At 43.0% G+C, this 24740-nt stretch carries 27 protein-coding genes and 1 riboswitch; of the genes, 20 read left to right on the forward strand and 7 right to left on the reverse strand.

The genetic code is table 11. The annotated features are described in order from the left end of the window. Position 1 precedes the first annotated feature (1 nt). A complete protein-coding gene (locus EFK13_RS07610; RefSeq protein WP_129505894.1) occupies positions 2–322 on the reverse strand; it encodes a YkvA family protein in 321 nt (106 codons plus the stop codon). Positions 323–524: 202 nt separating this feature from the next. On the opposite strand from EFK13_RS07610, the gene spo0E reads away from it, so the two are divergent. Both spo0E and EFK13_RS07620 read left to right on the forward strand, forming a co-directional pair. After that, positions 525–782: an aspartyl-phosphate phosphatase Spo0E gene (gene spo0E, locus EFK13_RS07615; protein WP_129505893.1), complete on the forward strand. Its 258-nt coding sequence runs from the start codon at positions 525–527 to the stop codon at positions 780–782. Positions 783–867: 85 nt separating this feature from the next. Next, a complete protein-coding gene (locus EFK13_RS07620) occupies positions 868–1299 on the forward strand; it encodes a hypothetical protein (RefSeq protein WP_129505892.1) in 432 nt (143 codons plus the stop codon). Between the two features lie 27 nt (positions 1300–1326). On the opposite strand, the gene kinD is transcribed toward EFK13_RS07620, so the two are convergent. Then, the gene (gene kinD, locus EFK13_RS07625) at positions 1327–2847 is read right to left on the reverse strand and encodes a sporulation kinase KinD (RefSeq protein WP_129505891.1); all 1521 of its coding nucleotides are present in this window, start codon (positions 2845–2847) and stop codon (positions 1327–1329) included. Between the two features lie 193 nt (positions 2848–3040). Here kinD and mhqR point away from each other — a divergent pair, with 193 nt between their 5' ends. Next, entirely contained in the window at positions 3041–3478 is a 438-nt protein-coding gene (gene mhqR, locus EFK13_RS07630) for a MarR family transcriptional regulator MhqR (RefSeq protein WP_003232475.1), read from the forward strand. Between the two features lie 39 nt (positions 3479–3517). Here mhqR and motB read toward each other — a convergent pair whose 3' ends face one another. The 3 genes from motB to clpE all read right to left on the reverse strand — a co-directional run bounded on the left by motB (position 3518) and on the right by clpE (position 7580). Next, positions 3518–4303 carry a flagellar motor protein MotB gene (gene motB, locus EFK13_RS07635; RefSeq protein WP_129505890.1) on the reverse strand — a complete coding sequence of 262 codons (786 nt, stop codon included), beginning with the start codon at positions 4301–4303 and terminating at the stop codon, positions 3518–3520. Next, positions 4275–5087 (reverse strand): flagellar motor stator protein MotA, encoded by an 813-nt coding sequence (motA, locus tag EFK13_RS07640; RefSeq protein WP_003238984.1) that lies wholly within the window; start codon positions 5085–5087, stop codon positions 4275–4277. Before motA ends, motB begins: the two co-directional genes overlap by 29 nt. Before the next feature lie 393 nt (positions 5088–5480). After that, positions 5481–7580: an ATP-dependent protease ATP-binding subunit ClpE gene (clpE, locus tag EFK13_RS07645; protein ID WP_129505889.1), complete on the reverse strand. Its 2100-nt coding sequence runs from the start codon at positions 7578–7580 to the stop codon at positions 5481–5483. Between the two features lie 365 nt (positions 7581–7945). Here clpE and EFK13_RS07650 point away from each other — a divergent pair, with 365 nt between their 5' ends. The 7 genes from EFK13_RS07650 to EFK13_RS07680 all read left to right on the forward strand — a co-directional run bounded on the left by EFK13_RS07650 (position 7946) and on the right by EFK13_RS07680 (position 12899). Beyond that, positions 7946–8989, forward strand: coding sequence for a YkvI family membrane protein (locus EFK13_RS07650; protein WP_129505888.1), 1044 nt, complete (start codon positions 7946–7948; stop codon positions 8987–8989). Between the two features lie 141 nt (positions 8990–9130). Beyond that, a riboswitch (PreQ1 riboswitch) is annotated at positions 9131–9175 on the forward strand. A 127-nt stretch (positions 9176–9302) separates the two neighbouring features. Beyond that, positions 9303–9962 (forward strand): 7-cyano-7-deazaguanine synthase QueC, encoded by a 660-nt coding sequence (gene queC / locus EFK13_RS07655; RefSeq protein WP_024572588.1) that lies wholly within the window; start codon positions 9303–9305, stop codon positions 9960–9962. Continuing rightward, entirely contained in the window at positions 9955–10404 is a 450-nt protein-coding gene (gene queD, locus EFK13_RS07660) for a 6-carboxytetrahydropterin synthase QueD (RefSeq protein ID WP_072182858.1), read from the forward strand. Before queC ends, queD begins: the two co-directional genes overlap by 8 nt. Beyond that, entirely contained in the window at positions 10397–11128 is a 732-nt protein-coding gene (gene queE / locus EFK13_RS07665) for a 7-carboxy-7-deazaguanine synthase QueE (protein ID WP_129505887.1), read from the forward strand. Before queD ends, queE begins: the two co-directional genes overlap by 8 nt. Positions 11129–11145: 17 nt before the next feature. Beyond that, entirely contained in the window at positions 11146–11643 is a 498-nt protein-coding gene (gene queF, locus EFK13_RS07670) for a preQ(1) synthase (protein ID WP_003218613.1), read from the forward strand. 317 nt (positions 11644–11960) lie between these two features. Beyond that, complete coding sequence (locus tag EFK13_RS07675) at positions 11961–12194, forward strand: hypothetical protein (RefSeq protein WP_248894270.1); 234 nt, start codon at positions 11961–11963, stop codon at positions 12192–12194. Positions 12195–12608: 414 nt separating this feature from the next. Further along, a complete protein-coding gene (locus EFK13_RS07680; RefSeq protein WP_129505886.1) occupies positions 12609–12899 on the forward strand; it encodes a DUF3219 family protein in 291 nt (96 codons plus the stop codon). Between the two features lie 121 nt (positions 12900–13020). On the opposite strand, the gene EFK13_RS07685 is transcribed toward EFK13_RS07680, so the two are convergent. Further along, positions 13021–13206, reverse strand: a complete 186-nt coding sequence (locus EFK13_RS07685; protein ID WP_003218620.1) for a YkvS family protein — start codon at positions 13204–13206, stop codon at positions 13021–13023. A 164-nt stretch (positions 13207–13370) separates the two neighbouring features. On the opposite strand from EFK13_RS07685, the gene EFK13_RS07690 reads away from it, so the two are divergent. The 5 genes from EFK13_RS07690 to pfeT all read left to right on the forward strand — a co-directional run bounded on the left by EFK13_RS07690 (position 13371) and on the right by pfeT (position 18643). Continuing rightward, positions 13371–13565 carry a hypothetical protein gene (locus tag EFK13_RS07690; protein ID WP_064813073.1) on the forward strand — a complete coding sequence of 65 codons (195 nt, stop codon included), beginning with the start codon at positions 13371–13373 and terminating at the stop codon, positions 13563–13565. Between the two features lie 297 nt (positions 13566–13862). Continuing rightward, entirely contained in the window at positions 13863–14492 is a 630-nt protein-coding gene (locus tag EFK13_RS07695; RefSeq protein WP_129505885.1) for a cell wall hydrolase, read from the forward strand. Positions 14493–14609: 117 nt separating this feature from the next. After that, positions 14610–15947, forward strand: coding sequence for a sporulation protein YkvU (gene ykvU, locus EFK13_RS07700; protein ID WP_129505884.1), 1338 nt, complete (start codon positions 14610–14612; stop codon positions 15945–15947). Positions 15948–15997: 50 nt separating this feature from the next. Continuing rightward, positions 15998–16495 carry an endospore biogenesis thiol-disulfide oxidoreductase StoA gene (gene stoA, locus EFK13_RS07705; protein WP_129505883.1) on the forward strand — a complete coding sequence of 166 codons (498 nt, stop codon included), beginning with the start codon at positions 15998–16000 and terminating at the stop codon, positions 16493–16495. Positions 16496–16729: 234 nt separating this feature from the next. Continuing rightward, the gene (gene pfeT / locus EFK13_RS07710) at positions 16730–18643 is read left to right on the forward strand and encodes a metal-transporting ATPase PfeT (protein WP_129505882.1); all 1914 of its coding nucleotides are present in this window, start codon (positions 16730–16732) and stop codon (positions 18641–18643) included. Between the two features lie 37 nt (positions 18644–18680). Here the strand turns inward: pfeT and EFK13_RS07715 are convergent, their stop codons facing one another. Next, on the reverse strand, positions 18681–18884 hold the full coding sequence (locus EFK13_RS07715; protein WP_064813063.1) for a hypothetical protein: 204 nt from the start codon (positions 18882–18884) through the stop codon (positions 18681–18683). 20 nt (positions 18885–18904) lie between these two features. On the opposite strand from EFK13_RS07715, the gene EFK13_RS07720 reads away from it, so the two are divergent. The 5 genes from EFK13_RS07720 to ptsG all read left to right on the forward strand — a co-directional run bounded on the left by EFK13_RS07720 (position 18905) and on the right by ptsG (position 24649). Further along, positions 18905–19057, forward strand: coding sequence for a hypothetical protein (locus EFK13_RS07720; protein ID WP_248894271.1), 153 nt, complete (start codon positions 18905–18907; stop codon positions 19055–19057). Further along, a complete protein-coding gene (gene papB, locus EFK13_RS07725) occupies positions 19050–20144 on the forward strand; it encodes a di/tri-peptidase (protein WP_129505881.1) in 1095 nt (364 codons plus the stop codon). Before EFK13_RS07720 ends, papB begins: the two co-directional genes overlap by 8 nt. A gap of 281 nt (positions 20145–20425) precedes the next feature. Continuing rightward, on the forward strand, positions 20426–21391 hold the full coding sequence (locus EFK13_RS07730) for a LacI family DNA-binding transcriptional regulator (protein WP_129505880.1): 966 nt from the start codon (positions 20426–20428) through the stop codon (positions 21389–21391). Between the two features lie 62 nt (positions 21392–21453). Next, the gene (gene glcT / locus EFK13_RS07735) at positions 21454–22320 is read left to right on the forward strand and encodes a glucose PTS transporter transcription antiterminator GlcT (RefSeq protein WP_129505879.1); all 867 of its coding nucleotides are present in this window, start codon (positions 21454–21456) and stop codon (positions 22318–22320) included. A 229-nt stretch (positions 22321–22549) separates the two neighbouring features. Then, positions 22550–24649 carry a PTS glucose transporter subunit IIABC gene (ptsG, locus tag EFK13_RS07740; protein ID WP_129505878.1) on the forward strand — a complete coding sequence of 700 codons (2100 nt, stop codon included), beginning with the start codon at positions 22550–22552 and terminating at the stop codon, positions 24647–24649. Positions 24650–24740 lie beyond the last annotated feature (91 nt).

Genomic DNA, 24740 nt, shown 5'->3' on the forward strand with positions numbered 1-24740 from the left:
TTTATTGCAAACGCCACTTTTCATATTGTGACATTTCTTTTTTTATCAGCATCCAAATCAAACCTAAAACAGCTGCATCGTCTACGATTCCAAGACCGAGGATCACGTCTGGAATGATGTCGAGCGGCATGGCGATATAGAAGATCGCAGCAGTTAGAAGCAAAAGGGTTTTCACCTGTGAACGCGGGTAGTCACCGTTTCTCCAATCACGGAGCATTTGAAAAAAAACAGTGATGTGCTGAATGAATTTTTTCCGGTTTTTCCTTTTTAAAATCGCTTTTCCGCCTGCCGCTCCGAGCATCATTGCTTTCCTTTTCTTCATTGAGCATACCTCCTGCCTGGCGGTGTGTTTAAGATATTCTTCATCTGGGTATTGTTCTTCTAATCCTATCAATATATCTATTATACCTGAAAAAATAACTTATTTAATGAAAATATGTTTACAAATAAAGTATAATCTGTAATAATGCACAATAACCCAATCAAACTTGTTTCCTATTTCTTAGCGGCGAGGGGTGAAGTGAATGGGCGGTTGTTCTGAACAAGAAAGATTGTTGGTGTCTATTGATGAAAAAAGAAAGTTAATGATAGATGCCGCTAGAAAGCAGGGATTTACAGGGCATGACACGATCAGGCACAGTCAGGAGCTGGATTGTTTAATGAATGAGTATCACCAGCTCATGCAAGAAAACGAACATTCTCAAGGGATTCAAGGCCTTGTAAAGAAATTAGGCTTGTGGCCCCGCAGAGATGTTATGCCGGCATATGATGCAAATAAATAGCGGCGCTGTCAGATGCATATATAAAGAGAGAGCTTTTCAGAAGCGCTCTTTTTTTCTGGGAAAATTCATATGAAAGAGGGAACTGATGAAAGAACTGGCGATTTTCATTACTGAAATGGTCAATCAATTTCATGATGCTTTTATTTCTTTGTGCGGAATGTTTGGCATTCATTTAACCGACAAAGAAATGCATTTTTGGGTGATCGGCGTTTTTGGCATTTTCTTTTTCGGCGTTACTCATGCTTTGTTTACATGGCTATCTAAATGGAGCATGACAGCTTTGTCCTTTATCTATACCGTTACAGTCATCATTGTCATCGTATTTGCGATCGAAATTCAGCAAAAAGTGACGGGGAGAGGGAATATGGAGTTTTTAGATGCCACGGAAGGTTTAAAGGGTTTTTTAGTATTCTTTATGTTCTTTTTGCTTCTGAAACTGCTGTGGCGCTTTATTAAAATACTCTTTTCTGGGAGAGCTGCAAGCAAGTCGAATGGAAACGCCAGATCACGAAGATAAAAAACCCTCCTGACACGGTCAGGGGGGCTATGAAGCGGATACGGGGAGGGTGATGGTCACCTCTGTTCCTCTCCGCACTTCACTTTCGATATGAATGGTGCCTCCGTACATCAGCACGATCCGTTTACACACAACAAGGCCGAGACCGGTTCCTTTTTCTTTAGAAGTAACAAAGGGAAGGAAGATATGATCCAGCATTTCCTGAGAAATCCCTTCACCGTTATCCGTAACTTTGATAATGGCCTTATTATCCAAAGCTCCTAAGGAGATTGTCAGTTTGCCCCCTTCAGGCATTGACTCGAGACCGTTTTTTGCTACATTTAAGATCACTTGTTTAATATGATCTTTTGTACATTTTACGAGTAAGGGCTGCTCGGTTAAATACTGTAATTCGACTTCAACATTGTACAGGTTGCCCTCAGAATAGACGATCGGCATAATTTCACCGATAATATCCTGAAGCGAGTTCAGCTCCCATTTTTCGGCTGTCGGTTTGCCGAGAACGAGAAACTCACTCACAATTTGATTAATGCGCTTTATCTCCTGTTCGATAATGGAGAAGTAAAGCTGATCCTCTTCACCTTTGTATTTCTTTTGCAGCAGCTGAATAAAGCCGCTTATGCCGGTGAGCGGGTTGCGGATTTCATGGGCTGTGCTGGCAGCAAGCGTCCCGATCAGCTCTAGTTTTTGCGCCTCATTTTCCGAGCGCTCCAGCTGGGTCTGCCGCTTCAGCAAATAATACAGCACGAGAATAAAAAGGATATTCAGCAGCACAATACTGCATGAAAGTGGAAGCAAAAGGCTTTTTGTCAGTTCTTCTATTGTGACCGGGTTCGGATATACTTTCATATCCCAGCTGATATCATCCAGATATCCGCTGACTGGTTTCTGATCCTCTGCATGAGAGGCCTGTCCGCTCGTAAAAATCATTTTCCCGTTTTGGTTCACAACTTCGATATAAACATCAGGGCTCAGCAAGTTAATGAGATTTTTTAAATAATCAATTTGAATAGCTGCGACAAGATAATCTGTCACATTTCGTTTTGAGTCCAAAACAGGGACACAAATGGTGAAAATCGGCTGGCCTGTAATTCTGCTCGAATAACTATCTGAAATGACTGTCTTTTTTGTTTCCTTTGCTTTTGTAAAAAAAGATCTGTCGGCCAGGTTTACTTTCGTTTTTAATTCTGTTGTGCTTGCGGTGACATCTCCTTTGGCATTTAGAAAATAGAGACCGGAAAACCTTGGCTCTGAATCAAAGGTTTTTTCCAAAATTGACTGCATTTTCTTTATATCAACCGGTCTGTCGATGGCGATGGACAAGGAGGTCATTCTCGCCTTTGTTTCACCGATTAAATAATTGATTTTGTTGCGGTGAAGGTTTAGCAGGACACTCGCTTCTTGCTTATGTTCTGCAGCTATTGTATCTTTTTCTTTTTCATATACGAAAAAGCTGATGACGATTGCCGGAATCACGACTAGTATGATATAAAGTTTGACTCTCCCGCAGGCGCCTTTTAGTATTTTCAATTTGCATCGCTCCAACATACACCTGATTAGAGGTATTATATCATTGTTTCTTCTTCTTTAATAAGAAAAATTAACCAAAAAAATTAGAAAAAGATATTCAGCCTGCTTATACCATAAAAAAGAAGAGAAATATTGGAAAGATTTTTATTGACATTTCGGTCTTTGTTTATTAATGTTTCTCTGTAACGGTTTCTAAAAGGATGATTGAGACATGACAGAAAAATCACTGAAGTTATTTATCGTGCTGTCGCGCGCGTACCGGTCTATTAACGATCATATGAATAAGCATATTCATAAGCATGGACTGAATCCGACTGAATTTGCTGTACTGGAGCTGTTGTACCATAAAGGCGATCAGCCGCTGCAGCAGATAGGGGATAAAATTCTCTTGGCTAGCGGGAGCATCACATACGTTGTAGATAAGCTGGAGCAAAAAGAACTTCTCATTCGGAAAGCGTCTCCTACAGACAGACGAGTGACATTTGCACAAATCACTGAAAAAGGCATCGGTCTTTTGAATGATATTTTCCCTGATCACGCTGCTGAAATTGATGAAATGATCAGCGTATTAAGCGAAGAAGAGGTGGAGATGTGTACGGAAATGTTAAAAAGAGTAGGATTAAACGCAAAACAGTTTCATAATAAGTAAAAAAAGGAAGCCTGATATGTCACAAGGCTTCCTTTTTTGCTATTTTTCATTTGTTTCCGCTGCGCCTCTTGGCAGGATAAGAACTTCAACACGCCGGTTTTTGCTTCGGCCTTCCGCTGTTTTGTTGGAAGCAACCGGTTTATACTCACCATAGCCTTTGGCACTGAACACTTTTGCGTCGAGCTTAGGGTTTTCAATCAGGAGCCCCATAAAGTTTACCGCCCTCATGACGCTTAAATGCCAGTTTGATTGGAATTCAGAATTTTTAATTGGCATATTATCAGTATGCCCGCTGATAATGATATTTCTTGGCGGGTTAATCACAAGAAGATTTGAAATCTCTTTTGCAAGCGGAACATCTTCTTTGCGGATCATCGCTTTCCCAGAATCAAAGAAGATACTGTCTTTAATCGTGATCAGAAGGCCTTCACTAGTCATCTTTGTTTCGAGCTGATGTTCCAGCTTTTTATCTTTGATGAACTTTTCCACCTGGCTCTTTACGTTTTCAAGTTCTTTTTGGTCAGCTGCCTTTTCTTTTTCTTTCTTGTTTTTCTCTTTCTCTTCTTTTTCCTTTTTCACTTCATCGATTCCGTCTGACTCGTTTTCGGGAGGGGTGACACTGGAGTAGTCCAATACGCCGGTGCCCCCTGTAAAGACTTCATTAAATGATTTTGAAAGCATTTGAAACTTAGCTGCGTCAATTGAGCTGCTCGCGTACAGCACGATAAATAATGCCAGGAGAAGAGTAAGGATATCGGCGTAAGGAACTAGCCATGATTCATCAACGTGCTCGTCCTCATGCTTCTTCTTCTTTTTTCTCGCCATTTTGCGCCTCTCCTTGTTCTGCAAATTTCAAGCGGTCCTTCGCAGGAAGGTACATTAAAAGCTTTTGTTCAATGACTTTCGGAGCCTGTCCTTCTAAAACGGATAAAACGCCTTCAATCATGACTTCACGCAGTTTTACTTCTTGTTTTGATTTGCGTTTTAATTTATTCGCGAAAGGATGCCATAACACATATCCCGTAAAGATACCGAGAAGGGTCGCGACAAAGGCCGCGCTGATGGCGTGTCCAAGCTCATCTGTGTTATCCATATGAGAAAGGGCGGCAATCAGTCCGATTACAGCGCCGAGTACGCCAAGTGTCGGCGCGTACGTTCCCGCCTGTGTAAAAATAGCGGCTCCGGCTTGGTGCCTGTCTTCCATTGCTTCAACTTCCTCTGTCATGATGTCTCTGATAAATTCCGCGCTTTGTCCGTCAACAGCCATGCTGAGTCCGTTTTTCAGGAACGCGTCATCCACATCCTCAATGCTTGCTTCTAAAGCAAGCAGGCCTTCGCGTCGGGCAAGCTGGGCCCATTCAGAAAACATAGGAATGAGCTCCTCTATTGTCAACTGTTTGTTTTCCTTAAATAACACTCGGAACAGCGCAGGCACTTTTTTAATTTCTTTTGTTGGGAACGCGATTACGACTGCTGAGATTGTCCCGGCGATAATAATTAAAATGGCAGCTGGGTTTGCAAGCGCGCTGAAGCTGACGCCTTTCAGAACCATCCCCACACTCAATGCCACAAAAGCAAGAATAATACCGATTAACGAAGTTTTATCCATAGTTTTCACCAATTCCTTTTTTACTAGCTTATCTATGGTTAATATCGGTTTTGGTGCCCGGAACTTTAGGGACATTGTGAATTTGTTCATGAAAATATTCAAGGAAGAGGCATAGAAGGGAGAAATAAACAAAAACAGGCCTTTCAAAATTGAAAAGCCCGCGGGTTTAGCGGTAATGAAATTGGCAGCTTGATGGCAAGCTATTCCTCATGCGGTCTTCATATAATAATAGAAATAAGTATTCACTGTATATAAACAAGCTTCACCCCTCCTTATGAAAAAGTGTAAAGGATAAAGGGAAGTAACGCTTCAGGGGAAGGAACGGTATTTTCTCAATCAAGAGTATGAATCTGCAAAAAAAAAGCGGCCTCCTAAATAGGAAACCGCTGAACGTTATTTTGCTTGCACTTTGATTGTATGGTCTTCTGCAGTAACGTGAAAACTTGTGATCTCGCTATTGTCAAGCAGCAGATCAGTCATTTCATCTTCAACCCATTCTTGGATGGTTCTTCTGAGCGGACGTGCGCCGAATGCAGGGTGGTAGCCCAGCTCAGCGATTTTTTCTTTGGCTTCATCTGTCACACTCAAGCTGATGCCGCGTTCTGCCAATGTTTCTTCAAGTTCTCCAAGCAGCAGGCCGACGATTTTGACCAGGTGTTCTTTTTCCAGTGAGCGGAACTCAATAATGCTGTCAAAACGGTTGAGAAACTCAGGTTTAAAGAACATGCTCAGTGAATCAATCAATGTTTGTTCTTCGATGACACTGTCATCTGATTGGAAACCGACTTTCGTTTGTTTTTCGCCGGTACCCGCGTTGCTTGTCATGATAATCACAGTGTCTTTAAAGCTTACGGTTCTGCCTTGGCTGTCTGTCAGACGGCCGTCCTCCATAATTTGCAGGAACATATGCTGAACGTCAGGGTGTGCTTTTTCAATCTCATCCAGCAGCACGATGCTGTATGGATTGCGGCGCACTTTTTCTGTCAATTGTCCAGCTTCCTCATGGCCGACATATCCAGGCGGTGAACCGATGATTTTAGATACGGCGTGTTTCTCCATGTATTCGCTCATATCGAGGCGGATAATAGCGTCTTTCGTGCCGAATAATTCATCTGCCAGTGTTTTAGAAAGCTCTGTTTTCCCTACGCCGGTAGGACCGACAAAGAGGAAGGAGCCGACTGGTCTGTTTTTGGATTTCAATCCTGCACGGCTTCGTCTCACCGCTTTTGCCACTTTTTGAACAGCGGCTTCTTGTCCAATTACGCGTTCATGAAGTTTTGCTTCAAGCTCTTTCATTTTCGTTTGTTCATCTGCCTGCAGTTTGCCGACAGGGATGCCTGTTTTTTGTTCAACAATTTCCTGAATGTGCTCAGCTTCCACAGTGACATCGGCATGAGCGGCAGAGCTGTTCAGTTTTTTCTCCAATGCGATTTCCTCATCACGGAGTTTTGCCGCCAGTTCATAATTTTCTTCTTCCAGGGCTTTTGTTTTTTCAGCTTCTATCGCAGTTAAGCGTTCAGCCGCATCCTCATCATTCAGCTCATCAATTAACAGGTTGGCTTTTGAACCTGCTTCATCCAATAAGTCAATCGCTTTATCAGGCAGGTGTCTGTCCTGAATGTATCGGGATGATAAAGTCACACATGCTTTGATTGCTTCATCACTGAATGTCACGCCATGGTATGCTTCATATTTGTCTTTAATCCCTTGCAGAATGAGGATGGCCTGTTCAATGGAAGGCTCCTGCACCATGACAGGCTGAAAACGTCTTTCCAGCGCGGCATCTTTTTCGATTTGACGGTATTCTTTCAGCGTCGTCGCACCGATGACTTGCAGTTCGCCTCTGGCAAGGGCAGGTTTGAGAATGTTGCCTGCGTCCATAGATCCTTCCGCAGAGCCTGCGCCAACGAGAAGATGTATTTCATCAATGAACAGAATGACATTTTTACGTTCTTTCAGCTCAGTGATCAGCTGTTTCATTCTCTCCTCAAATTGGCCTCTGATCCCTGTGTTTGCAACAAGTGATGCAACATCCAGCAAGTAAAGCTCTTTGTTTTTCAGTTTGTTTGGAACATCACCTTCAACAATTTTTAAAGCGAGTCCTTCGGCGATGGCAGTTTTCCCTACACCCGGCTCCCCGATGAGAACCGGATTGTTTTTGTTGCGGCGGTTCAGAATTTCGATCACGCGCGACACTTCTTGATCACGGCCGATGACCGGGTCAATAAGACCGGCTTTTGCACCGTTTGTCATATTTTGAGCCAGCTCATCAAGCAACCCTTTTTTCTCGCTTTGTTTTGCTGCGCTTTGGTCTTTCGGCTGGAATGCCTGTTCAAACGGAAAACCGAAAGATTGAGGACCCATGCTCATTGAAGGTTTGCGGGTCAGTTCGTTATAGCAAGTTTCACATAGAACCATATGTTTATGAACGGAATTTATTTGCATGTTAAGGCGAATCGTCGCCTCGTTTTTATGACAATGTTGACAACGCATTTGCCAAAACCTCCTTAAATATTTGATCTTCTTTGACCAATGAATGTGAATAAAAAGGCCGTTCTGATTTGACCTTCTTTGACTAATAGTATACGGCAAACCCATCGGCTTTCAAAACAATATGCTCAGAGCAGTCTGACTATTTGACTAACTTTGACCAAACGGTTTTAAAAAAGGCCGGTTTGTTTGACCAACTTTGATTAACAGTATACTCTGACCATCTTTGACTTTCAAGTCTTTTGCACAACATATTTTTGATTTGTTTACACAGTAAAACATGTTTTCTTCGTCTTTTCAAGGAACTTGTCTCATAGGTTATAAAAAGGCAAATATGGACAAAACTGCGGTTCGTTCGGAGGGGAGAAATGGAACAATCAAAAGGGTCTGCAAGTCAGCTTGCTTTTGTGTATGTCGGCACAGTAGTCGGAGCTGGATTTGCGACTGGCAGGGAAATTGTTGAATTTTTTCTGAAGTTCGGCTGGTTCGGTTTATTCGGTATTATCGTCAGCGGCGGAATGTTTACGTTCCTGGGTGCCAAGCTGATGATCATTTCTAAGCGAATCAATGCCAAGTCATATCAAGAAATGAACATATTTTTGTTTGGGGAGACGGCTGGACGAATTATCAATGTCTTTATGCTGTTTGTTCTCCTTGGAGTAACTTCTGTAATGCTTTCTGGGGCAGGAGCGCTTTTTGAGGAACAGCTGGGGATGTCCGCTCAAATTGGGATGCTGATTACGATCGGATTGAGTTTAATTGTGATGACTAGAGGAGTAAAAGGCATATTTGGTGTCAATGTGTTTGTTGTTCCTCTTTTGATCATCTTTTCTATGATTGTGGTGGCCGACTCTTTTATTTTCAGCGAGTCACGGAACGCTGCTCAGTGGGTCTGGCCGCATCGCTGGGATTGGCTCCTATCGGCATTTTCTTACGGCGCTTTGAATTTATCGCTTGCCCAAGCGGTTTTGGTCCCGCTTGCGAATGAAATGTCATCGGAAAAAGTGATCAAAAAAGGCGCTTTAATCGGAGGCACGATGCTGACGATTGTGCTGTCGGCGAGCTTTCTGTCTTTGTCGACTCTCCCGGATGTATTTTTGTATGACATCCCGATGGCTCAAGTGGTCTATCTCTTTGCGCGATCTGTCCATTTGATTTATTTACTCATTATTTTCGGAGAAGTATTCACATCAGTGATTGGCAATCTATATGGATTGGAAAAACAAGTGCAGAGCTTTCTGCCAATGAAAAGCAAATATATCTTTGCAGCCATTATGATTATGGCTTATATCACGAGCCAAATTGGATACGGCAAGCTGATTTCAACGATTTATCCCTTGTTTGGCTATGTAAGTCTGGCCTTCATCGGCGCCCTGATATGCAAAAAGGTTCCCCGGCGGCGCAGTTTGTAACATACATATATAATGAAGCGGGCCGTCATTGCAGAACGAAGCTTGATCGAAAAGCTAGTGGCTGACTTTTTTTGTTGTCAATAAAAACAACATTATGGTAAGATAGCAGAAGTGAAAAATTGAAGAAAATCCGTGCGATATGCGGGAGAGGTTCTAGCTACACCCTCTATAAAAAACTAAGGACGAGCTGTATCCTTGGATACGGCCTTTTTTATGTTTTTCTAGAGCACCTTCCGAAAAGGTGTTTTTTTGTGTGAATCAGCTGTAGCGATGTCTCTCGCCGACGTTTTTATTGCGGAGAAGGAGAGGAATCATGAAAAAAGAAAAAGCAATTGTCGTATTCAGCGGCGGTCAAGACAGCACCACATGCTTGCTGTGGGCTTTAAAGGAATTTGAAGAAGTCGAAACGGTGACTTTTCATTATAACCAGCGTCATTCGCAGGAAATTGAAGTGGCAAAATCTATTGCAGAAAAGCTTGGTGTGAAAAACCATTTGCTTGATATGTCCCTTTTAAATCAGCTTGCGCCGAATGCCCTGACAAGAAACGATATTGAGATAGAAGTAAAAGACGGCGAACTGCCATCTACATTCGTTCCGGGCCGCAACTTGGTTTTCTTATCTTTTGCGTCTATCTTGGCATACCAAATTGGCGCGCGCCACATTATTACAGGAGTTTGTGAGACAGACTTCAGCGGTTATCCTGACTGCCGTGATGAATTTGTGAAATCTTGCAATGTAACGGTAAACCTGGCGATGGAGAAGCCGTTTGTCATTCATACGCCTCTCATGTGGCTCAATAAGGCGGAAACGTGGAAGCTTGCAGATGAGCTTGGCGCGCTTGATTTTGTAAAAAATAACACGCTGACATGCTATAACGGCATCATCGCAGACGGCTGCGGCGAATGTCCGGCATGCCACCTCCGTTCCAAAGGTTATGAAGAATATATGGCGATGAAAGGAGAGCGTGCATAAATTGTTATCTCAAATTTATCCGCAGGCCCAGCATCCTTATTCATTTGAACTGAATAAGGACATGCACATTTCGGCTGCTCATTTTATCCCTCGGGAAAGTGCCGGAGCGTGCAGCAGGGTTCATGGACATACGTATACTGTAAATATAACCGTTGCCGGCGATGAACTTGATGACTCCGGCTTCCTTGTTAATTTCAGCGTGCTCAAAAAACTGGTGCACGGAAACTATGATCATACGCTTTTAAATGATCATGAAGATTTTTCTCAGGACGACCGGTATTCGCTGCCGACAACTGAAGTTGTTGCGAAAACGATTTATGACAACGTACAGGCTTATTTAGACACATTGGAGAACAAGCCAAGCTGTGTACAGGTGTTTGTCCGTGAAACACCGACAAGTTATTGTGTCTACCGTCCGAAAAAGGGTGGTTTGAATGGCTAAAGGAATCCCTGTATTAGAAATTTTCGGCCCGACGATTCAAGGAGAAGGCATGGTGATCGGACAGAAAACGATGTTCGTCCGGACAGCCGGCTGTGATTATTCCTGCAGCTGGTGTGACTCCGCCTTCACTTGGGACGGGTCTGCTAAAAAAGATATTCGCTGGATGACGGCTGAGGAGATTTTGACAGAGCTTAAGAAAATCGGGGGAGACGCGTTTTCCCACGTGACGATCTCAGGAGGCAACCCGGCCTTGTTAAAACAGCTGGATGCTTTTATCGAGCTGCTGAAGGAAAACAACATCCGTGCAGCGCTGGAAACCCAAGGGACTGTTTATCAGGACTGGTTTACGCTGATCGATGATCTGACAATTTCCCCAAAACCGCCAAGCTCAAAAATGGTGACGAACTTTCAAAAGCTTGATCACATTTTGACTTCACTGAAAGAGAATAACAGACAGCATGCTGTCAGCTTGAAGGTAGTCATTTTTAATGATGAAGATTTGGCGTTTGCCAAAACGGTGCACAAGCGTTATCCGGAAATCCCGTTTTATTTACAAGTCGGTAATGATGACGTGCATACGACAGATGATCAGACATTGATTACGCATTTGCTTGCAAAATATGAAGCGCTTGTTGATAAGGTAGCTGCCGACGCGGAGCTGAATCTGGTCAGAGTGCTTCCGCAGCTGCACACCCTGTTATGGGGCAACAAACGCGGCGTATAATAGAAAGGAAGATGAATATGACGACAAGAAAAGAATCAGAATTAGAAGGTGTCACACTGCTTGGCAACCAAGGAACAAATTATTTGTTTGAATATGCGCCGGACGTGCTGGAATCCTTCCCGAATAAACATGTAAACCGCGATTACTTTGTAAAATTCAACTGTCCTGAATTTACATCTTTATGCCCGAAAACAGGCCAGCCTGACTTTGCGACGATCTACATCAGCTACATTCCTGATGAAAAAATGGTAGAAAGCAAATCATTAAAGCTGTACCTGTTCAGCTTCAGAAATCATGGCGACTTCCACGAAGACTGCATGAACATTATCATGAACGACTTGATTGAATTAATGGACCCGCGCTACATTGAAGTATGGGGCAAATTCACGCCAAGAGGCGGAATTTCCATTGACCCGTATACAAACTACGGAAAGCCTGGCACGAAGTACGAGAAGATGGCCGAGTACCGTATGATGAATCATGATTTGTATCCGGAGACGATTGATAATCGTTAATGGATCAAGATGAGGTGACCTAGACGTGTGTAATAGCACGTCTATTTTTTATTTCAAAGGACCCATGTTACCTTGCTTTGCATTTCCTAAATAGAGAAATGAGATATCATGTGGAAAAGGGGACTGTGGATGAAAAAATTATTGGTTAGTTTATTGGTGTGTTTCGCGTTGAATTTGAATATGCCATATACGATAGCGATGGCTGCGAATGATGAAACAAAGTGAGTTTTATCATGACTGAAAATCATACGGGATTTTTTATACCAAACCGTAATATCCCATATGAGCCAGGTCGGCTGTATTACAGATTTTCAATATTGAATGCAGAAGGATGCACCGTTAATATGAAGCTGCAGAGGATTACACTAGGCGGAGATTATATCACGTTAAGTGAGAGAGAGTTTACTGGAAACCATTATGATTATAGCGCCGCGGAGGATATACCGGGAACAAAGTTGAGAAACCATTACTTGGCCATCACGAAAGAATCTGGTTGCCGAGATGTTAACATTGAAGGTTTTTACGGTGCAGAATATGAGGAGACTGACTGATTGTCTGATCAAGGCGAGCAAAGGCGTTTTTTTGCTCTCTCATATACTCTTTTCATACTCATCAGGGCCACTAGCCCGATATACATGAGGTCATCACAGAGAGAACGTCCGGTTGTCTACATTGCCGAGCATATCTACTCGTTTCATCATCAAAAAAGTCCTGAAATCGTATACATTGATGAGGAGTTATGTGAAAAAAGACGAGTGAATCCGGGGGGAATTCCACTCGCCGCTTTCTAATGAAAAGACGGGATGCTGGATGGCAGCTCGTCTGTTTTATTATAGTTTATCGAACATATGTTTGTAAAGGTGTCTTTTCTAAAGAATTGGTTAACATAACTGTTCAGAACAGATTCATTGTAAACGTTCGCTAAGATATGCTAAGATGCATGGACTAAAAAGGAGTGATACGAAGTGAAGACATTGCGATTAAACGATGTAACGTTAGAAATAGCTGCATATCAAGAGGAAAGCGAGCCGAAGCGCAAAATTTCATTTACCCTAAACGTTACGAGTGAGACTTATCATGATATCGCTGTCCTGTTGTATGAAAAAACGTTTAACGTCGAGGTTCCGGAACGAAATCTTGCTTTCCAGGGTGAAATAACAAATTATTCAACGTCATTGACCAACCTGTACGAACCAGGATCTGTAAGCGAGTTTTATATAGAAATAACGGAAATAGACAAATACGCCGATTCTTGATCGGTGTTTTTTATGTAAAAAAGCTGCCGGCCGGCAGCTTTTGAGAAAGCGAATTTCATATGTAAGGTGTTTAATTGTCCGTCTTGCAGTTTTTTCGAATGATTGTGGATATAAGGAGGTTTTAATAGGAGTCTTTGATGATCTTATAATTTTTATGATTAACAACTGTCAATGAATCTAACTCAAGATCCCGATAGTTATCCATGATCGTCACATCAACGATAACGGAATTCTCATTTACTTTTTCAACAACACCGGTCAATCCATTTTTAAATTCAATGACGTTTCCAACCTTAGCGATTTTCACAAGCTTCCTCTCCTTTAAACATAATAATGCCTTTTGAAAGTATTTTGCAGTATTTTTATTGAGAAGTAAAGCGATAAGGAGTTTTATCTCCCTAATGAATTGTCCTGACGCTTTAAAGATGATATATTGATTTTCGTCAAAGAAAGAAAAAGGGGGAATTTTTGTTGCGTCCCGAAGAGATTACAGAACTGATTGAACAGCTGCGCACCGGCGCAATAAACGAACTGAGAGTCCAGAAAGAGCATTTCCTGGATTTCAGGGCCGTGTTATCTAAACAAGCTGATTTTAAACATTTCCGAGGAATTGCCCAGCAAGGCGGAGATGTCATCTTTCAATACTTAGAACAGCCAAGAAGCTGAAGGTTTCTCATCCGTGAGAAGCCTTTTTATCATATATGACAACATGAAGGCCCTTTATGACACTCAGCTGTAACAGGCGTAAATAAAATGTAAATCGCCAAAAATGGATAAATGCGTTTTATATTTACAAGATTTATAGAATTTCAGGCTGTTTTCCTTCCATTAATCAGCCTGTCATCCGGTATATTCCATCCTGATGCTTCCTTGGGAGAGTTGGAAAATCTTTTTCCGTGAAAATGAATTGATCTCTTGTTAAGGTTATGAAGTGTTTTTTGAGCACTTTAAGGAGGAAACTGTATGACGACGAAATTCACTGCTCTGGCTGTTTTTCTTCTTTGTTTCATGCCTGCAGCAAAAATTGAACATACACAAGCTTCACTACTGAGCACAAAGAAGACAAAACATGAAGAAGCGAAATGGCTTACACATATAGATAGAGACAGAGATGAATCTTTCCCTTCACTGTCTGCTGATAAGGACCAGAAAAAAATAAAGCCGATTAAGCTATCAGCACACACTGAAAAGAAAGAGAAAGACGAGCCAGCCAAAACAACTGATAAGAAAGAGACATATACACAATCTGAAAAAGAATTGCTGTCCCGTCTCGTTCACGCAGAGGCTAAGGGAGAATCCTATAAAGGCAAGGTAGCTGTAGCAAGCGTTGTGCTGAACAGGACGGAGAATAAAGGTTTTCCTGATACCATTAGAGGGGTTATTTATCAGGAAAACGCCTTTGAGCCGGTCGCAAACGGAAGCATCAATCAAAAGCCTGATAAAGAATCGATTGCTGCTGCCGAAGAAGCGCTGTCATCAAAAAATAGAGAAACAGACGCCATATTCTTTTATAATCCGAAAACAGCGTCAGATGATTGGATTCGATCAAGAAAGATCGTAGAAAAAATCGGCAGGCACGTTTTTGCCATCTAAGCATAGAAGAGACAATTTGTCTCAGCTGTGCTTTTTTTCATATAAAGGGTAAAAATAAAATAATTTTTGAACTTGTCTCATATGATGTTGGTAGTACAAGAGACAAGGAGAGACATCATGAATCGATTTGTGAAAGGGATCATTCTTTTATCAATTGCCGCCTTTTTCGCTGAATGCCTTGAATTTGTCGTGAATATGATTTTGGCGCGAGAGCTTGGCGAGCACGGGATGGGGCTTTATATGAGTATTTTGCCTACGATTTTTTTAATTATTGTCATCGCAAGCCTGGAACTGCCGATCTCGATTTCTAAATTCATTGCCGAATCAAACCCTAAGCTTCATGAAAGCATGCTGAGGCACGCTTTCAGAATGACGGCCGTTTTTACAGCCTTTTCTACTGCCGCCGCCAGTATTGCGCTTCCTTTTATTCCGGTATTTGATACATACCACCCGTTTATTAAGGGGATTGTCATCGGCTTAATTCCTGTTGTCGCTTTTACTTCAATCGCCAGGGGCTACTTTATGGGTGTGCAGAAAATGGGGAAGATCGCAATCGCCAATGTGATGAAAAAAATCATCCAGCTCTTGTGCTTATTCCTCTTTTTTCAATGGTACTCATTTGAATTGGACATGGCTGTGTTGATTTCCTTGTTTGTCTTAGTCGTAAGTGATGTGGTCGTGCTTGTTTATTTATATTCACAATTTATCATAGCGAGGCGAGCGATATCCGGCCAGCAGCACATTCATTTGCGCGGAAAGGATGTGAGGAAAAGACTGCTTGCCGTTTCCATTCCTACAACAGGACTGCGCATTTTTCATGCGGTTGTCAACGCGATTGAACCCTTTTTAGTAAAAGGAGCGCTTTTGGCAGCGGGCGTTGCCGGGACAGCGGCGATCGATCAATATGGAATGCTGGCCGGAGTGGCTGTGACGATAGGATCGTTTCCCGCTTTTATTGCCCATTCGTTAATGGTCGTCATGATACCGAGTATTTCGGAAGCTTATGCGCTTTCGCAGTATGACATCGTATTAAAAAGGCTGAAGCAGTCGATTTTCATTACGTTTGGTTACGGCATACCGGCTGTCTGGATCATGTTCCAGTTTGCGGGGCCTCTCACTCATCTGTTTTTTCACTCTCCTGAAGCGCAGTATTACTTGCAGCTGTTGTGGCCTTACTTTCTCTTTCACCTGTTTGTCATGCCGCTGCAGGCGTGCTTAATCGGGATGGGGTTTGTAAAAGAGGCTTTTTATCACAATGTGTGGAGCCATATCGTTGCGCTAAGTATGATGTATGTACTGGGGTCAATGGAAAATCTGCAAATGCTCGGGATTATCTTGGGAATGAACACCGGCATGATTTTGCTGACGAGTCTTCACTATGCTACGATCTGCAAAGCGCTGCGGGTATCTGTTTTCCTTACGGGAGGAAACAGAACGCCGCGAATTGAAGGATGATAAAGAAAAAGCAGGGGCAAGCTAATTGAAAAGCATGAAAGGAAGATTCCATGTTGATGAAGCGCTTGCTGACTGTATGCCTTTTGTTATTGGGGATGATTGCATGGTTTCCAGATGCGGCAGCCGCTGAGGAAAAACAGCCTGCAGCTCCCGCTGTTTTTCTTATGAAAACGATAGAAGGGGAGGATATCTCGATCCCGAATAAAGGGCAAAAAACCATCCTGCATTTTTGGACGTCATGGTGTCCGCCCTGCAAAAAGGAGCTTCCCCAGTTTCAATCGTTTTATGATGCCCATCCATCCGGCAGCGTAAAGCTGGTAACGGTGAATTTAGTGAACTCGGAGCAAAATCAGCAAGCCGTTGAAGACTTTATTAAAGCAAACAAGCTGACGTTCCCGATTGTTCTTGACTCAAAAGGAGAATTGATGAAGGAGTATCACATCATCACGATCCCGACATCGTTTTTGCTGAATGAAAAGGGAGAAATTGAAAAAACGAAAATTGGCCCGATGACGGCGGAACAACTGAAAGAATGGACGGAAGAATAGCTGAGAGCATGGCTCTCAGCTTTTTCTGTATCATGGAGAATGGACTCGCCACTAATGATAATTATTATCAAAAAGAAATTAAAATAATTATAATTGAAATTCTCATTGTGCATGCTATAATAAAAGAAGACATCAAGAAATAACTGACGATAAAGCTGCCTTTTAGGCGGCGATTTTGTTTTTTATAAGAGAAATGAAATGATTTACGTTCTCAATTAGAGAGGAGAATTCAATATGAATGAACAAGTTATCGTTCAACGTGATCCGCACGAGCCATTACAAACAGACCAGACAGAAAAAAAGTGGCTTCAGCATGCGGAGCTTATTGCAGCTCTTGTATCAGGGGCTCTTATTTTAGCAGGCTGGCTCCTATCCGGACATCAAGTAGTATCCATAACACTCTACTTGCTGGCTTTTGTCATCGGCGGATTTGCGAAAGCAAAGGAAGGAATCGAAGAAACACTCGAATCCAAGACGCTGAATGTAGAACTTCTAATGATTTTCGCTGCCATTGGCTCCGCCTTGATCGGATACTGGGCAGAGGGTGCAATTTTAATATTTATTTTTTCCTTAAGCGGCGCTTTAGAAACATATACGATGAATAAAAGCAGCAGAGATTTAACATCTTTAATGAAGCTTGAGCCTGAAGAAGCAACACTGATGGTGAATGGCGAAACCGAAAGAGTTCCGGTTGCGGACCTGCAGGCTGGTGACATGATTGTGATCAAGCCAGGAGAACGCGTAGCGGCAGACGGTGTCATAGAATCGGGCTCAACAAGCCTTGACGAGTCAGCATTAACAGGTGAATCAATGCCTGTAGAAAAAAACACCGGCGACGCTGTATTTACGGGAACTGTGAATAGCAACGGCTCCTTGACCGTCCGTGTCACGAAAGCAAATCAAGATTCGTTATTCAGAAAAATTATCAAACTGGTTGAATCTGCGCAAAACAGTGTGTCACCGGCACAGGCGTTCATCGAACGATTTGAAAATGCTTATGTAAAAGGTGTGCTGATCGCGGTGGGTCTCTTGTTATTCGTGCCGCACTTTGCGCTCGGCTGGAGCTGGAGTGAAACCTTCTACCGCGCAATGGTGTTTATGGTTGTCGCTTCACCTTGTGCGCTTGTCGCCTCTATTATGCCGGCGGCGCTCTCCTTGATTTCAAATGGCGCCCGCAGCGGCATGCTTGTAAAAGGAAGCGTCTTTCTTGAACAGCTTGGCGCTGTGCAAATGGTCGCCTTTGATAAAACGGGCACTGTAACAAAAGGCCAGCCTGCCGTTGAGACGATCAGAATCGCAGAAGGATTCAGTGAAACGGAGGTTCTTGAGGCCGTCTATGCGATCGAAACGCAATCCAGCCATCCGCTCGCTCAAGCGATAACAACGTACGCTGAAAGCCGCGGCGTGAATCAGTCCGGCTACATATCTATAGAAGAAACATCAGGGTTTGGCGTTACGGCAGAAGTGTCAGGCGCGAAATGGAAGATCGGTAAAGCGGGTTTTATTGGCGGGCAAATGGCGGCGCAATTCATAGACCAAACGGCATCAGATGTGATTCAAAGCGGCCATACGATTGTATTTGTGAAAAAGGATGATCAAATAGCAGGCTGTATCGCACTGAAAGATCAAATCAGGCCTGAAGCAAAAGAGGTTATGGAAGAACTAAACCGGCTTGGGATTAAAACGGCCATGCTGACAGGGGATCATGAGGACACGGCTCAAGCGATCGCGAAGGAAGCCGGAATGACAACTGTTGCGGCAGAGTGCCTGCCTGACCAAAAAGTAAATGAAATTAAACGGTTAAAAGAAGAATTCGGAACGATTGCAATGGTCGGTGACGGAATCAATGATGCGCCGGCACTCAAAGCGGCCGATGTCGGCATTGCAATGGGCGGGGGAACAGATGTCGCTCTTGAGACCGCTGATATGGTAATCATGCAAAACGATTTGAAAAAGCTCGTAAACATGTGCCGCTTGTCACGGAAAATGAACAGGATTATCAAACAAAATATCGTGTTTTCTCTAGCTGTGATCTGCCTGCTGATTTGTGCAAACTTTTTGCAGGTGATGGAATTGCCATTTGGCGTGATTGGTCATGAGGGAAGTACGATTTTGGTCATATTAAACGGGTTAAGACTCCTAAAATAAAACCAGCAGTCCAATGGGGCTGCTGGTTTTTTATGTATCAAGCTTTTCCTTCTTTATTGTCTTTAGCAGATCTTTTCATTACTATGATGAGAGCGAGGATGCAGCATAGGAAACCTGCTGCACAGCCTATGATAGAGCTGTAATAATAAAAGCCGACCATCTTCATGCCGATAAAAGGAGCGGAAATTCCCAAAACCGTTAAGAGCATAACTGCTTTTCTTCTGAAAAAATTCATCAGCAAAACGGAACAACTCCCTGCGATTGAAGTCTACTGTCAGTATACAGGAAGAGGAGCAGGAAATAAAATGGATCAGGAAAATGAAGGCGCCGCCAAAGGCAAACACGGTAAAACCTGTTACAATAGAAGACAGAACAATCCATTGCAAATGGCAGGGAGGAACAAGAAGTGAATAGAATACAACGCGTCTCTTCATGGCTGAAGGAAGCGGGGCATACTGCAGCATTTATTCATACGAAAGAAAATGTTTTTTATTTAACCGGTTTTTACACAGAGCCGCATGAAAGATTAATGGGTTTATTTATTTTTCAAGAAGAGGAGCCTTTTTTTGTTTGCCCCGGAATGGAAGCAGGTCAGGCCCGCAACGCAGGCTGGAATCATGAAATTATTGGCTATGCGGATCATGAAAATCCGTGGGAGCTGATAGAGAAAGCCTTGAAAAAGCGAAACATCAGTATACATACACTTGCGGTAGAAAAGGATTCAATTTCACTATCGCGCGCAGAACAGCTGAAGCATTCAGCCGGCGGGGCTCAATTTGTATCAGCAGAAGAAACACTCAATCAATTTCGCTTGATTAAAGAAGACGATGAAATTCGTTTGCTGAAAGAGGCGGCAAAGCTTGCTGATTATGGTGTTGAAGTCGGCACAGCCGCTTTGCGTGAAGGCATCAGTGAAGTGGAAGTGCTCGCTCAAATCGAGTATGAGCTGAAGAAAAAAGGAATTCAGGGCATGTCTTTCTCCACAATGGTTCTATTTGGGGAAAAATCAGGCCAGCCTCACGGAAATCCAGGTACAGCCACACTGAAGAAAGGTGATTTTGTTTTATTTGATCTCGGTGTTATTCTTGACGGGTACTGCTCTGATATTACAAGAACGTTTGCATACAAGAGCATCAATCCGAAGCAAGAGGACATTTACGAGACTGTGCTTCAAGCGGAAAAAGCCGCGATTGAGGCAAGCGAACCCGGTGTCAGAATCGGAGATCTGGATTTGACAGCCCGCGGAATCATTGAAAAGGCGGGATACGGTGATTATTTTCCTCACCGGCTGGGACACGGGCTCGGAATTTCTGTCCATGAGTACCCATCAATGAGCCAAGCTAACGATACGCTTTTGCAGGAAGGTATGGTCTACACGATCGAACCGGGGATTTATGTGCCTGAGATCGGCGGCGTGCGCATTGAGGATGACGTTCATGTAACAAAGGACGGTGCGGTTGCTCTGACCCAATATCCGAAGGAATTAATCATACTGCCGTAACAGGAAGTAAAAAAGGACTTTGTTCTCGACATCGTCCTTTTTTATCTGCATTAAATAAAAAAATCATCAAATGTTCGAAAAGGTTTAATTTCATGTTTTTGGTTGAGAGGTTTTACAGCAAGACAGCTGCCGCCTAGAACAGTCAGACATAACCCAATTAAAATGAAGAAACCCATGTGATCTTCTCCTTTCAGCAAAAAACATAAAATATGTCTGGTACGTTCCTATCATATTGTATGAAACGCATTCCAGATCAAGGGGATTTAGAAAGAAGGGAATCTATGGCTAATATTAAAGACATTGCAGAAAAAGCCGGTGTCTCCGTTACAACGGTTTCCCGAGTCATAAACAATCATCCTTACGTTAGTGAAGACAAAAGAAATCGAGTGCTTGAAGCAATGGAAGCATTGGAGTACACGAGAAATATCCACGCCGTCCATTTGTCGAAAGGATGTTCAAACATGATTGGCGTAGTCTTGCCGACGATTAGCCTGCCTTATTTTGCAGAGCTGATTGCAGGAATAGCCGACGCAGCCGCGGAATCCGGGATTCACCTCTCTTTATTCCAAACAAGCTATGATGTACAGAAAGAAATGTTTGCGCTGTCCCAGTTAAAGCAGCGCCAGGTTGACGGATTAATTTTTTGTTCAAAGGCGCTTGCTGATGAGAAACTCATGGAATGGGAGGGTCCGATATTGCTTTGCCAGAATTCCGATATCAGCCGTTTTCCAACCATCAGCATTCCTCACCAACAAGCATTCCGGTATGGCTTGGACTATTTAATGGCCAAAGGGCACAAAAAAATAGCCATCTGTCTGGCAAGAAAAAAAGGCATGAACAGCCACTTTCGAATCAAGGCCTATAAAGAAGCATTAGAAGAGATCGGCGAGGTGTTTCGTGAAGATTGGGTGGTTGAGAAAGCGATTACAATTAATGACGGGAAGGCGCTTTTTCATAAGTGGAAAAAGTGGAAGGAAAAGCCGACGGCTATTTTTGTTGCCAATGATCAAGTGTCAGCAGGGCTTTTACTTGAAGCAAGAGCCCAGTTAGTAAAGGTGCCGGATGAGCTTGCCATCTTAAGCGTTGATAACCACGAAATCAGCCAAGCGCTTGATATCACAACGATTGATATTCAGACAAAGGAAATGGGAAAGCAGGCGTTTGCTATGCTGAAAAAAAGAATTCAGGGGCAGTCGATTGAAAGGAAAGTTCTGGATTACCGTCTCATCGAAAGATCGACTGTTTAGTGAAAGCATTGAAAAAAGGTTTGACGTGCATTCTGTTCGTTATGTACGATATGAGGTATTGAATGACAAAGGAGCTGAGGATCGTGAATGGGTCCTTCACAGTGAAAAAGGTACTGAATAATAACGTATTAATTGCTTCTCATCATAAATACAGCGAAGTCGTTTTAATCGGAAAAGGTATTGGTTTCGGAAAAAAACAAGATGATGTCATTGAAGATAAAAGCTACGATAAAATGTTCATTTTAAAAGACGAGAAGGAACAAAAGCAGTTTAAAAAGCTCCTTGACTATGTGGACGAAAAGCTCGTTGATATTTCAAACGATGTCATTTATCACATCAGCAATAGGACGAACCACTCATTAAATGAACATATTCACATTGCGCTGACAGACCATATCGCATTTGCGATCAAAAGGCAACAGCAGGGCTTTGATATGAAAAACCCATTTTTAATGGAGACTCAGTCGCTATATCCGGAGGAATATCAAATTGCCACAGAAGTCATCGAGATGATTAATGAAAAAGCGGGAATTTGTCTTCCGGAAGGAGAAATCGGTTTTATCGCCCTGCATATCCATTCAGCTCTGACAAACCGTCCGCTGTCCGAGGTCAATCAGCACTCTCAGCTGATGGCGCAGCTTGTTGAGGTGATTGAAGACGCGTTCCAAATGAAAGTAAACAAGGAAAGTGTCAACTATTTGCGGCTGATCCGGCATATCAGATTTACAATAGAAAGAATTAAAAAAGACGAACCGACTAAAGAACCAGAAAAATTAATGTTATTATTGAAAAATGAATATCCGCTATGCTACAATACAGCTTGGAAATTGATTAAAATCTTGCAGCAAACATTGAAGAAACCAGTTCATGAGGCGGAAGCGGTTTACCTGACGCTTCATCTGTACCGATTAACCAATAAAATTTCATAAATTCAGTTTATCCTTATAACGTGTTACTGATCCGATCAGGCATGAGTGATTGAGGGGAAAAAACGGGAAGTCCATTCTCGTTCTTTTGCGCACCCAATTTTGCTCATGCCCTTTTTGTTGTGTAAAAGGGCAAATGTAAACGGTTAAACTGGAAGACTTACGCCTTTGAATTCGTTGTCATGATTTTTAGCTGTAAGGTCAGACTAGTAAAAAGAGGAGGTCAATTCTTATGTTTAAAGCATTATTCGGCGTTCTTCAAAAAATTGGGCGTGCGCTTATGCTTCCAGTTGCGATCCTTCCGGCTGCGGGTATTTTGCTTGCGATTGGGAATGCGATGCAAAATAAGGACATGATTCAAGTCCTGCATTTCTTGAGCAATGACAATGTTCAGCTCGTAGCGGGTGTTATGGAAAGTGCTGGGCAGATTGTTTTCGATAACCTTCCGCTTCTATTCGCAGTAGGTGTAGCCATCGGGCTTGCCAACGGTGATGGAGTTGCAGGGATTGCGGCGATTATCGGTTATCTGGTAATGAACGTATCCATGAGTGCGGTTCTTCTTGCAAACGGAACCATTCCTTCCGATTCAATTGAAAGAGCCAAGTTCTTCACGGAAAACCATCCTGCATATGTAAACATGCTTGGTATACCTACTTTGGCGACAGGCGTGTTCGGCGGTATTATCGTCGGTGTGTTAGCTGCATTATTGTTTAACAGATTTTACACAATTGAACTTCCGCAATATCTTGGTTTCTTTGCGGGCAAACGTTTCGTTCCAATTATTACGTCAATTTCTGCACTGATTCTGGGTCTTATTATGTTAGTGATCTGGCCTCCGATCCAGCATGGATTGAATGCCTTTTCAACAGGATTAGTGGAAGCGAATCCAACCCTTGCTGCGTTTATCTTCGGGGTGATTGAACGTTCGCTTATTCCATTTGGATTGCACCACATTTTCTATTCGCCGTTCTGGTATGAATTCTTCAGCTATAAGAGTGCAGCAGGGGAAATCATCCGCGGGGATCAGCGTATCTTTATGGCGCAGATTAAAGACGGCGTACAATTAACAGCAGGTACGTTCATGACGGGTAAATATCCATTTATGATGTTCGGTCTGCCTGCTGCGGCGCTTGCGATTTATCATGAAGCAAAACCGCAAAATAAAAAACTCGTTGCAGGTATTATGGGTTCAGCGGCCTTGACATCCTTCTTAACAGGGATTACAGAGCCATTGGAATTCTCATTCTTATTCGTAGCTCCTGTCCTGTTTGCGATTCACTGTGTGTTTGCGGGCCTTTCATTCATGGTTATGCAGCTGTTGAATGTTAAGATTGGTATGACATTCTCCGGCGGTTTAATTGACTACTTCCTATTCGGCATCTTGCCAAACCGGACGGCATGGTGGCTTGTTATCCCTGTCGGCTTAGGGATTGCGGTCATTTACTACTTCGGATTCCGATTTGCGATCCGCAAATTTAATCTGAAAACACCGGGACGCGAGGATGCTGCGGCTGAAACAGCAGCACCTGGGAAAACAGGTGAAGCAGGAGATCTTCCTTATGAGATCCTTCAGGCAATGGGTGACCAGGAGAACATCAAACACCTTGATGCTTGTATCACTCGTCTGCGTGTGACTGTAAACGATCAGAAAAAGGTTGATAAAGACCGTCTGAAACAGCTTGGCGCATCCGGGGTGCTGGAAGTCGGCAATAACATTCAGGCTATTTTCGGACCGCGTTCTGACGGTTTAAAAACACAAATGCAAGACATCATTGCGGGACGCAAACCAAGACCTGAACCGAAAACATCTGCTCAAGAGGAAGTAGGACAGCAGGTTGAGGAAGTCATTGCAGAACCGCTGCAAAATGAAATCGGCGATGAAGTTTTCGTTTCTCCGATTACCGGGGACATTCACCCGATTACCGATGTTCCTGACCAAGTCTTCTCAGGAAAAATGATGGGTGACGGTTTTGCGATTCTCCCTTCTGAAGGTATTGTCGTATCACCGGTTCGAGGAAAAATTCTAAATGTGTTCCCGACGAAACATGCGATCGGCCTGCAATCCGACGGTGGAAGAGAAATTTTGATCCACTTTGGTATTGATACTGTCAGCCTGAAGGGCGAAGGATTTACGTCTTTCGTATCAGAAGGAGACCGCGTTGAACCTGGGCAAAAACTTCTTGAGGTTGATCTGGACGCAGTCAAACCGAATGTACCGTCTCTCATGACTCCGATTGTGTTTACAAACCTTGCTGAAGGAGAAACAGTCAGCATTAAAGCAAGCGGCTCAGTCAACAGAGAGCAAGAAGACATTGTGAAGATTGAAAAATAAGGGTGTTAGTACGCCGTGCTTGTCAGATGACAAGTACGGCTGTATGATATAATATTGTGAAGTAATATAGCTTTAAGTTAAAAGGAGAATG

The sequence above is a fragment of the Bacillus cabrialesii genome, assembly GCF_004124315.2.
In the GTDB taxonomy this organism is placed as follows: Bacteria; Bacillota; Bacilli; order Bacillales; family Bacillaceae; genus Bacillus; species Bacillus cabrialesii.

Bases quoted from the DNA above. Each gene is read 5' to 3' on its own strand.
- ptsG (WP_129505878.1), top strand. From the start codon at position 22,550: ATGTTTAAAGCATTATTCGGCGTTCTTCAAAAAATTGGGCGTGCGCTT.
- EFK13_RS07610 (WP_129505894.1), bottom strand. From the start codon at position 322: ATGAAGAAAAGGAAAGCAATGATGCTCGGAGCGGCAGGCGGAAAAGCG.
- motB (WP_129505890.1), bottom strand. From the start codon at position 4,303: ATGGCGAGAAAAAAGAAGAAGAAGCATGAGGACGAGCACGTTGATGAA.
- motA (WP_003238984.1), bottom strand. From the start codon at position 5,087: ATGGATAAAACTTCGTTAATCGGTATTATTCTTGCTTTTGTGGCATTG.
- clpE (WP_129505889.1), bottom strand. From the start codon at position 7,580: ATGCGTTGTCAACATTGTCATAAAAACGAGGCGACGATTCGCCTTAAC.
- EFK13_RS07650 (WP_129505888.1), top strand. From the start codon at position 7,946: ATGGAACAATCAAAAGGGTCTGCAAGTCAGCTTGCTTTTGTGTATGTC.
- ykvU (WP_129505884.1), top strand. From the start codon at position 14,610: ATGAATCGATTTGTGAAAGGGATCATTCTTTTATCAATTGCCGCCTTT.
- kinD (WP_129505891.1), bottom strand. From the start codon at position 2,847: ATGTTGGAGCGATGCAAATTGAAAATACTAAAAGGCGCCTGCGGGAGA.
- queC (WP_024572588.1), top strand. From the start codon at position 9,303: ATGAAAAAAGAAAAAGCAATTGTCGTATTCAGCGGCGGTCAAGACAGC.
- EFK13_RS07730 (WP_129505880.1), top strand. From the start codon at position 20,426: ATGGCTAATATTAAAGACATTGCAGAAAAAGCCGGTGTCTCCGTTACA.
- glcT (WP_129505879.1), top strand. From the start codon at position 21,454: ATGACAAAGGAGCTGAGGATCGTGAATGGGTCCTTCACAGTGAAAAAG.
- EFK13_RS07695 (WP_129505885.1), top strand. From the start codon at position 13,863: ATGACGACGAAATTCACTGCTCTGGCTGTTTTTCTTCTTTGTTTCATG.
- queE (WP_129505887.1), top strand. From the start codon at position 10,397: ATGGCTAAAGGAATCCCTGTATTAGAAATTTTCGGCCCGACGATTCAA.
- queF (WP_003218613.1), top strand. From the start codon at position 11,146: ATGACGACAAGAAAAGAATCAGAATTAGAAGGTGTCACACTGCTTGGC.
- pfeT (WP_129505882.1), top strand. From the start codon at position 16,730: ATGAATGAACAAGTTATCGTTCAACGTGATCCGCACGAGCCATTACAA.
- EFK13_RS07620 (WP_129505892.1), top strand. From the start codon at position 868: ATGAAAGAACTGGCGATTTTCATTACTGAAATGGTCAATCAATTTCAT.
- stoA (WP_129505883.1), top strand. From the start codon at position 15,998: ATGTTGATGAAGCGCTTGCTGACTGTATGCCTTTTGTTATTGGGGATG.
- mhqR (WP_003232475.1), top strand. From the start codon at position 3,041: ATGACAGAAAAATCACTGAAGTTATTTATCGTGCTGTCGCGCGCGTAC.
- spo0E (WP_129505893.1), top strand. From the start codon at position 525: ATGGGCGGTTGTTCTGAACAAGAAAGATTGTTGGTGTCTATTGATGAA.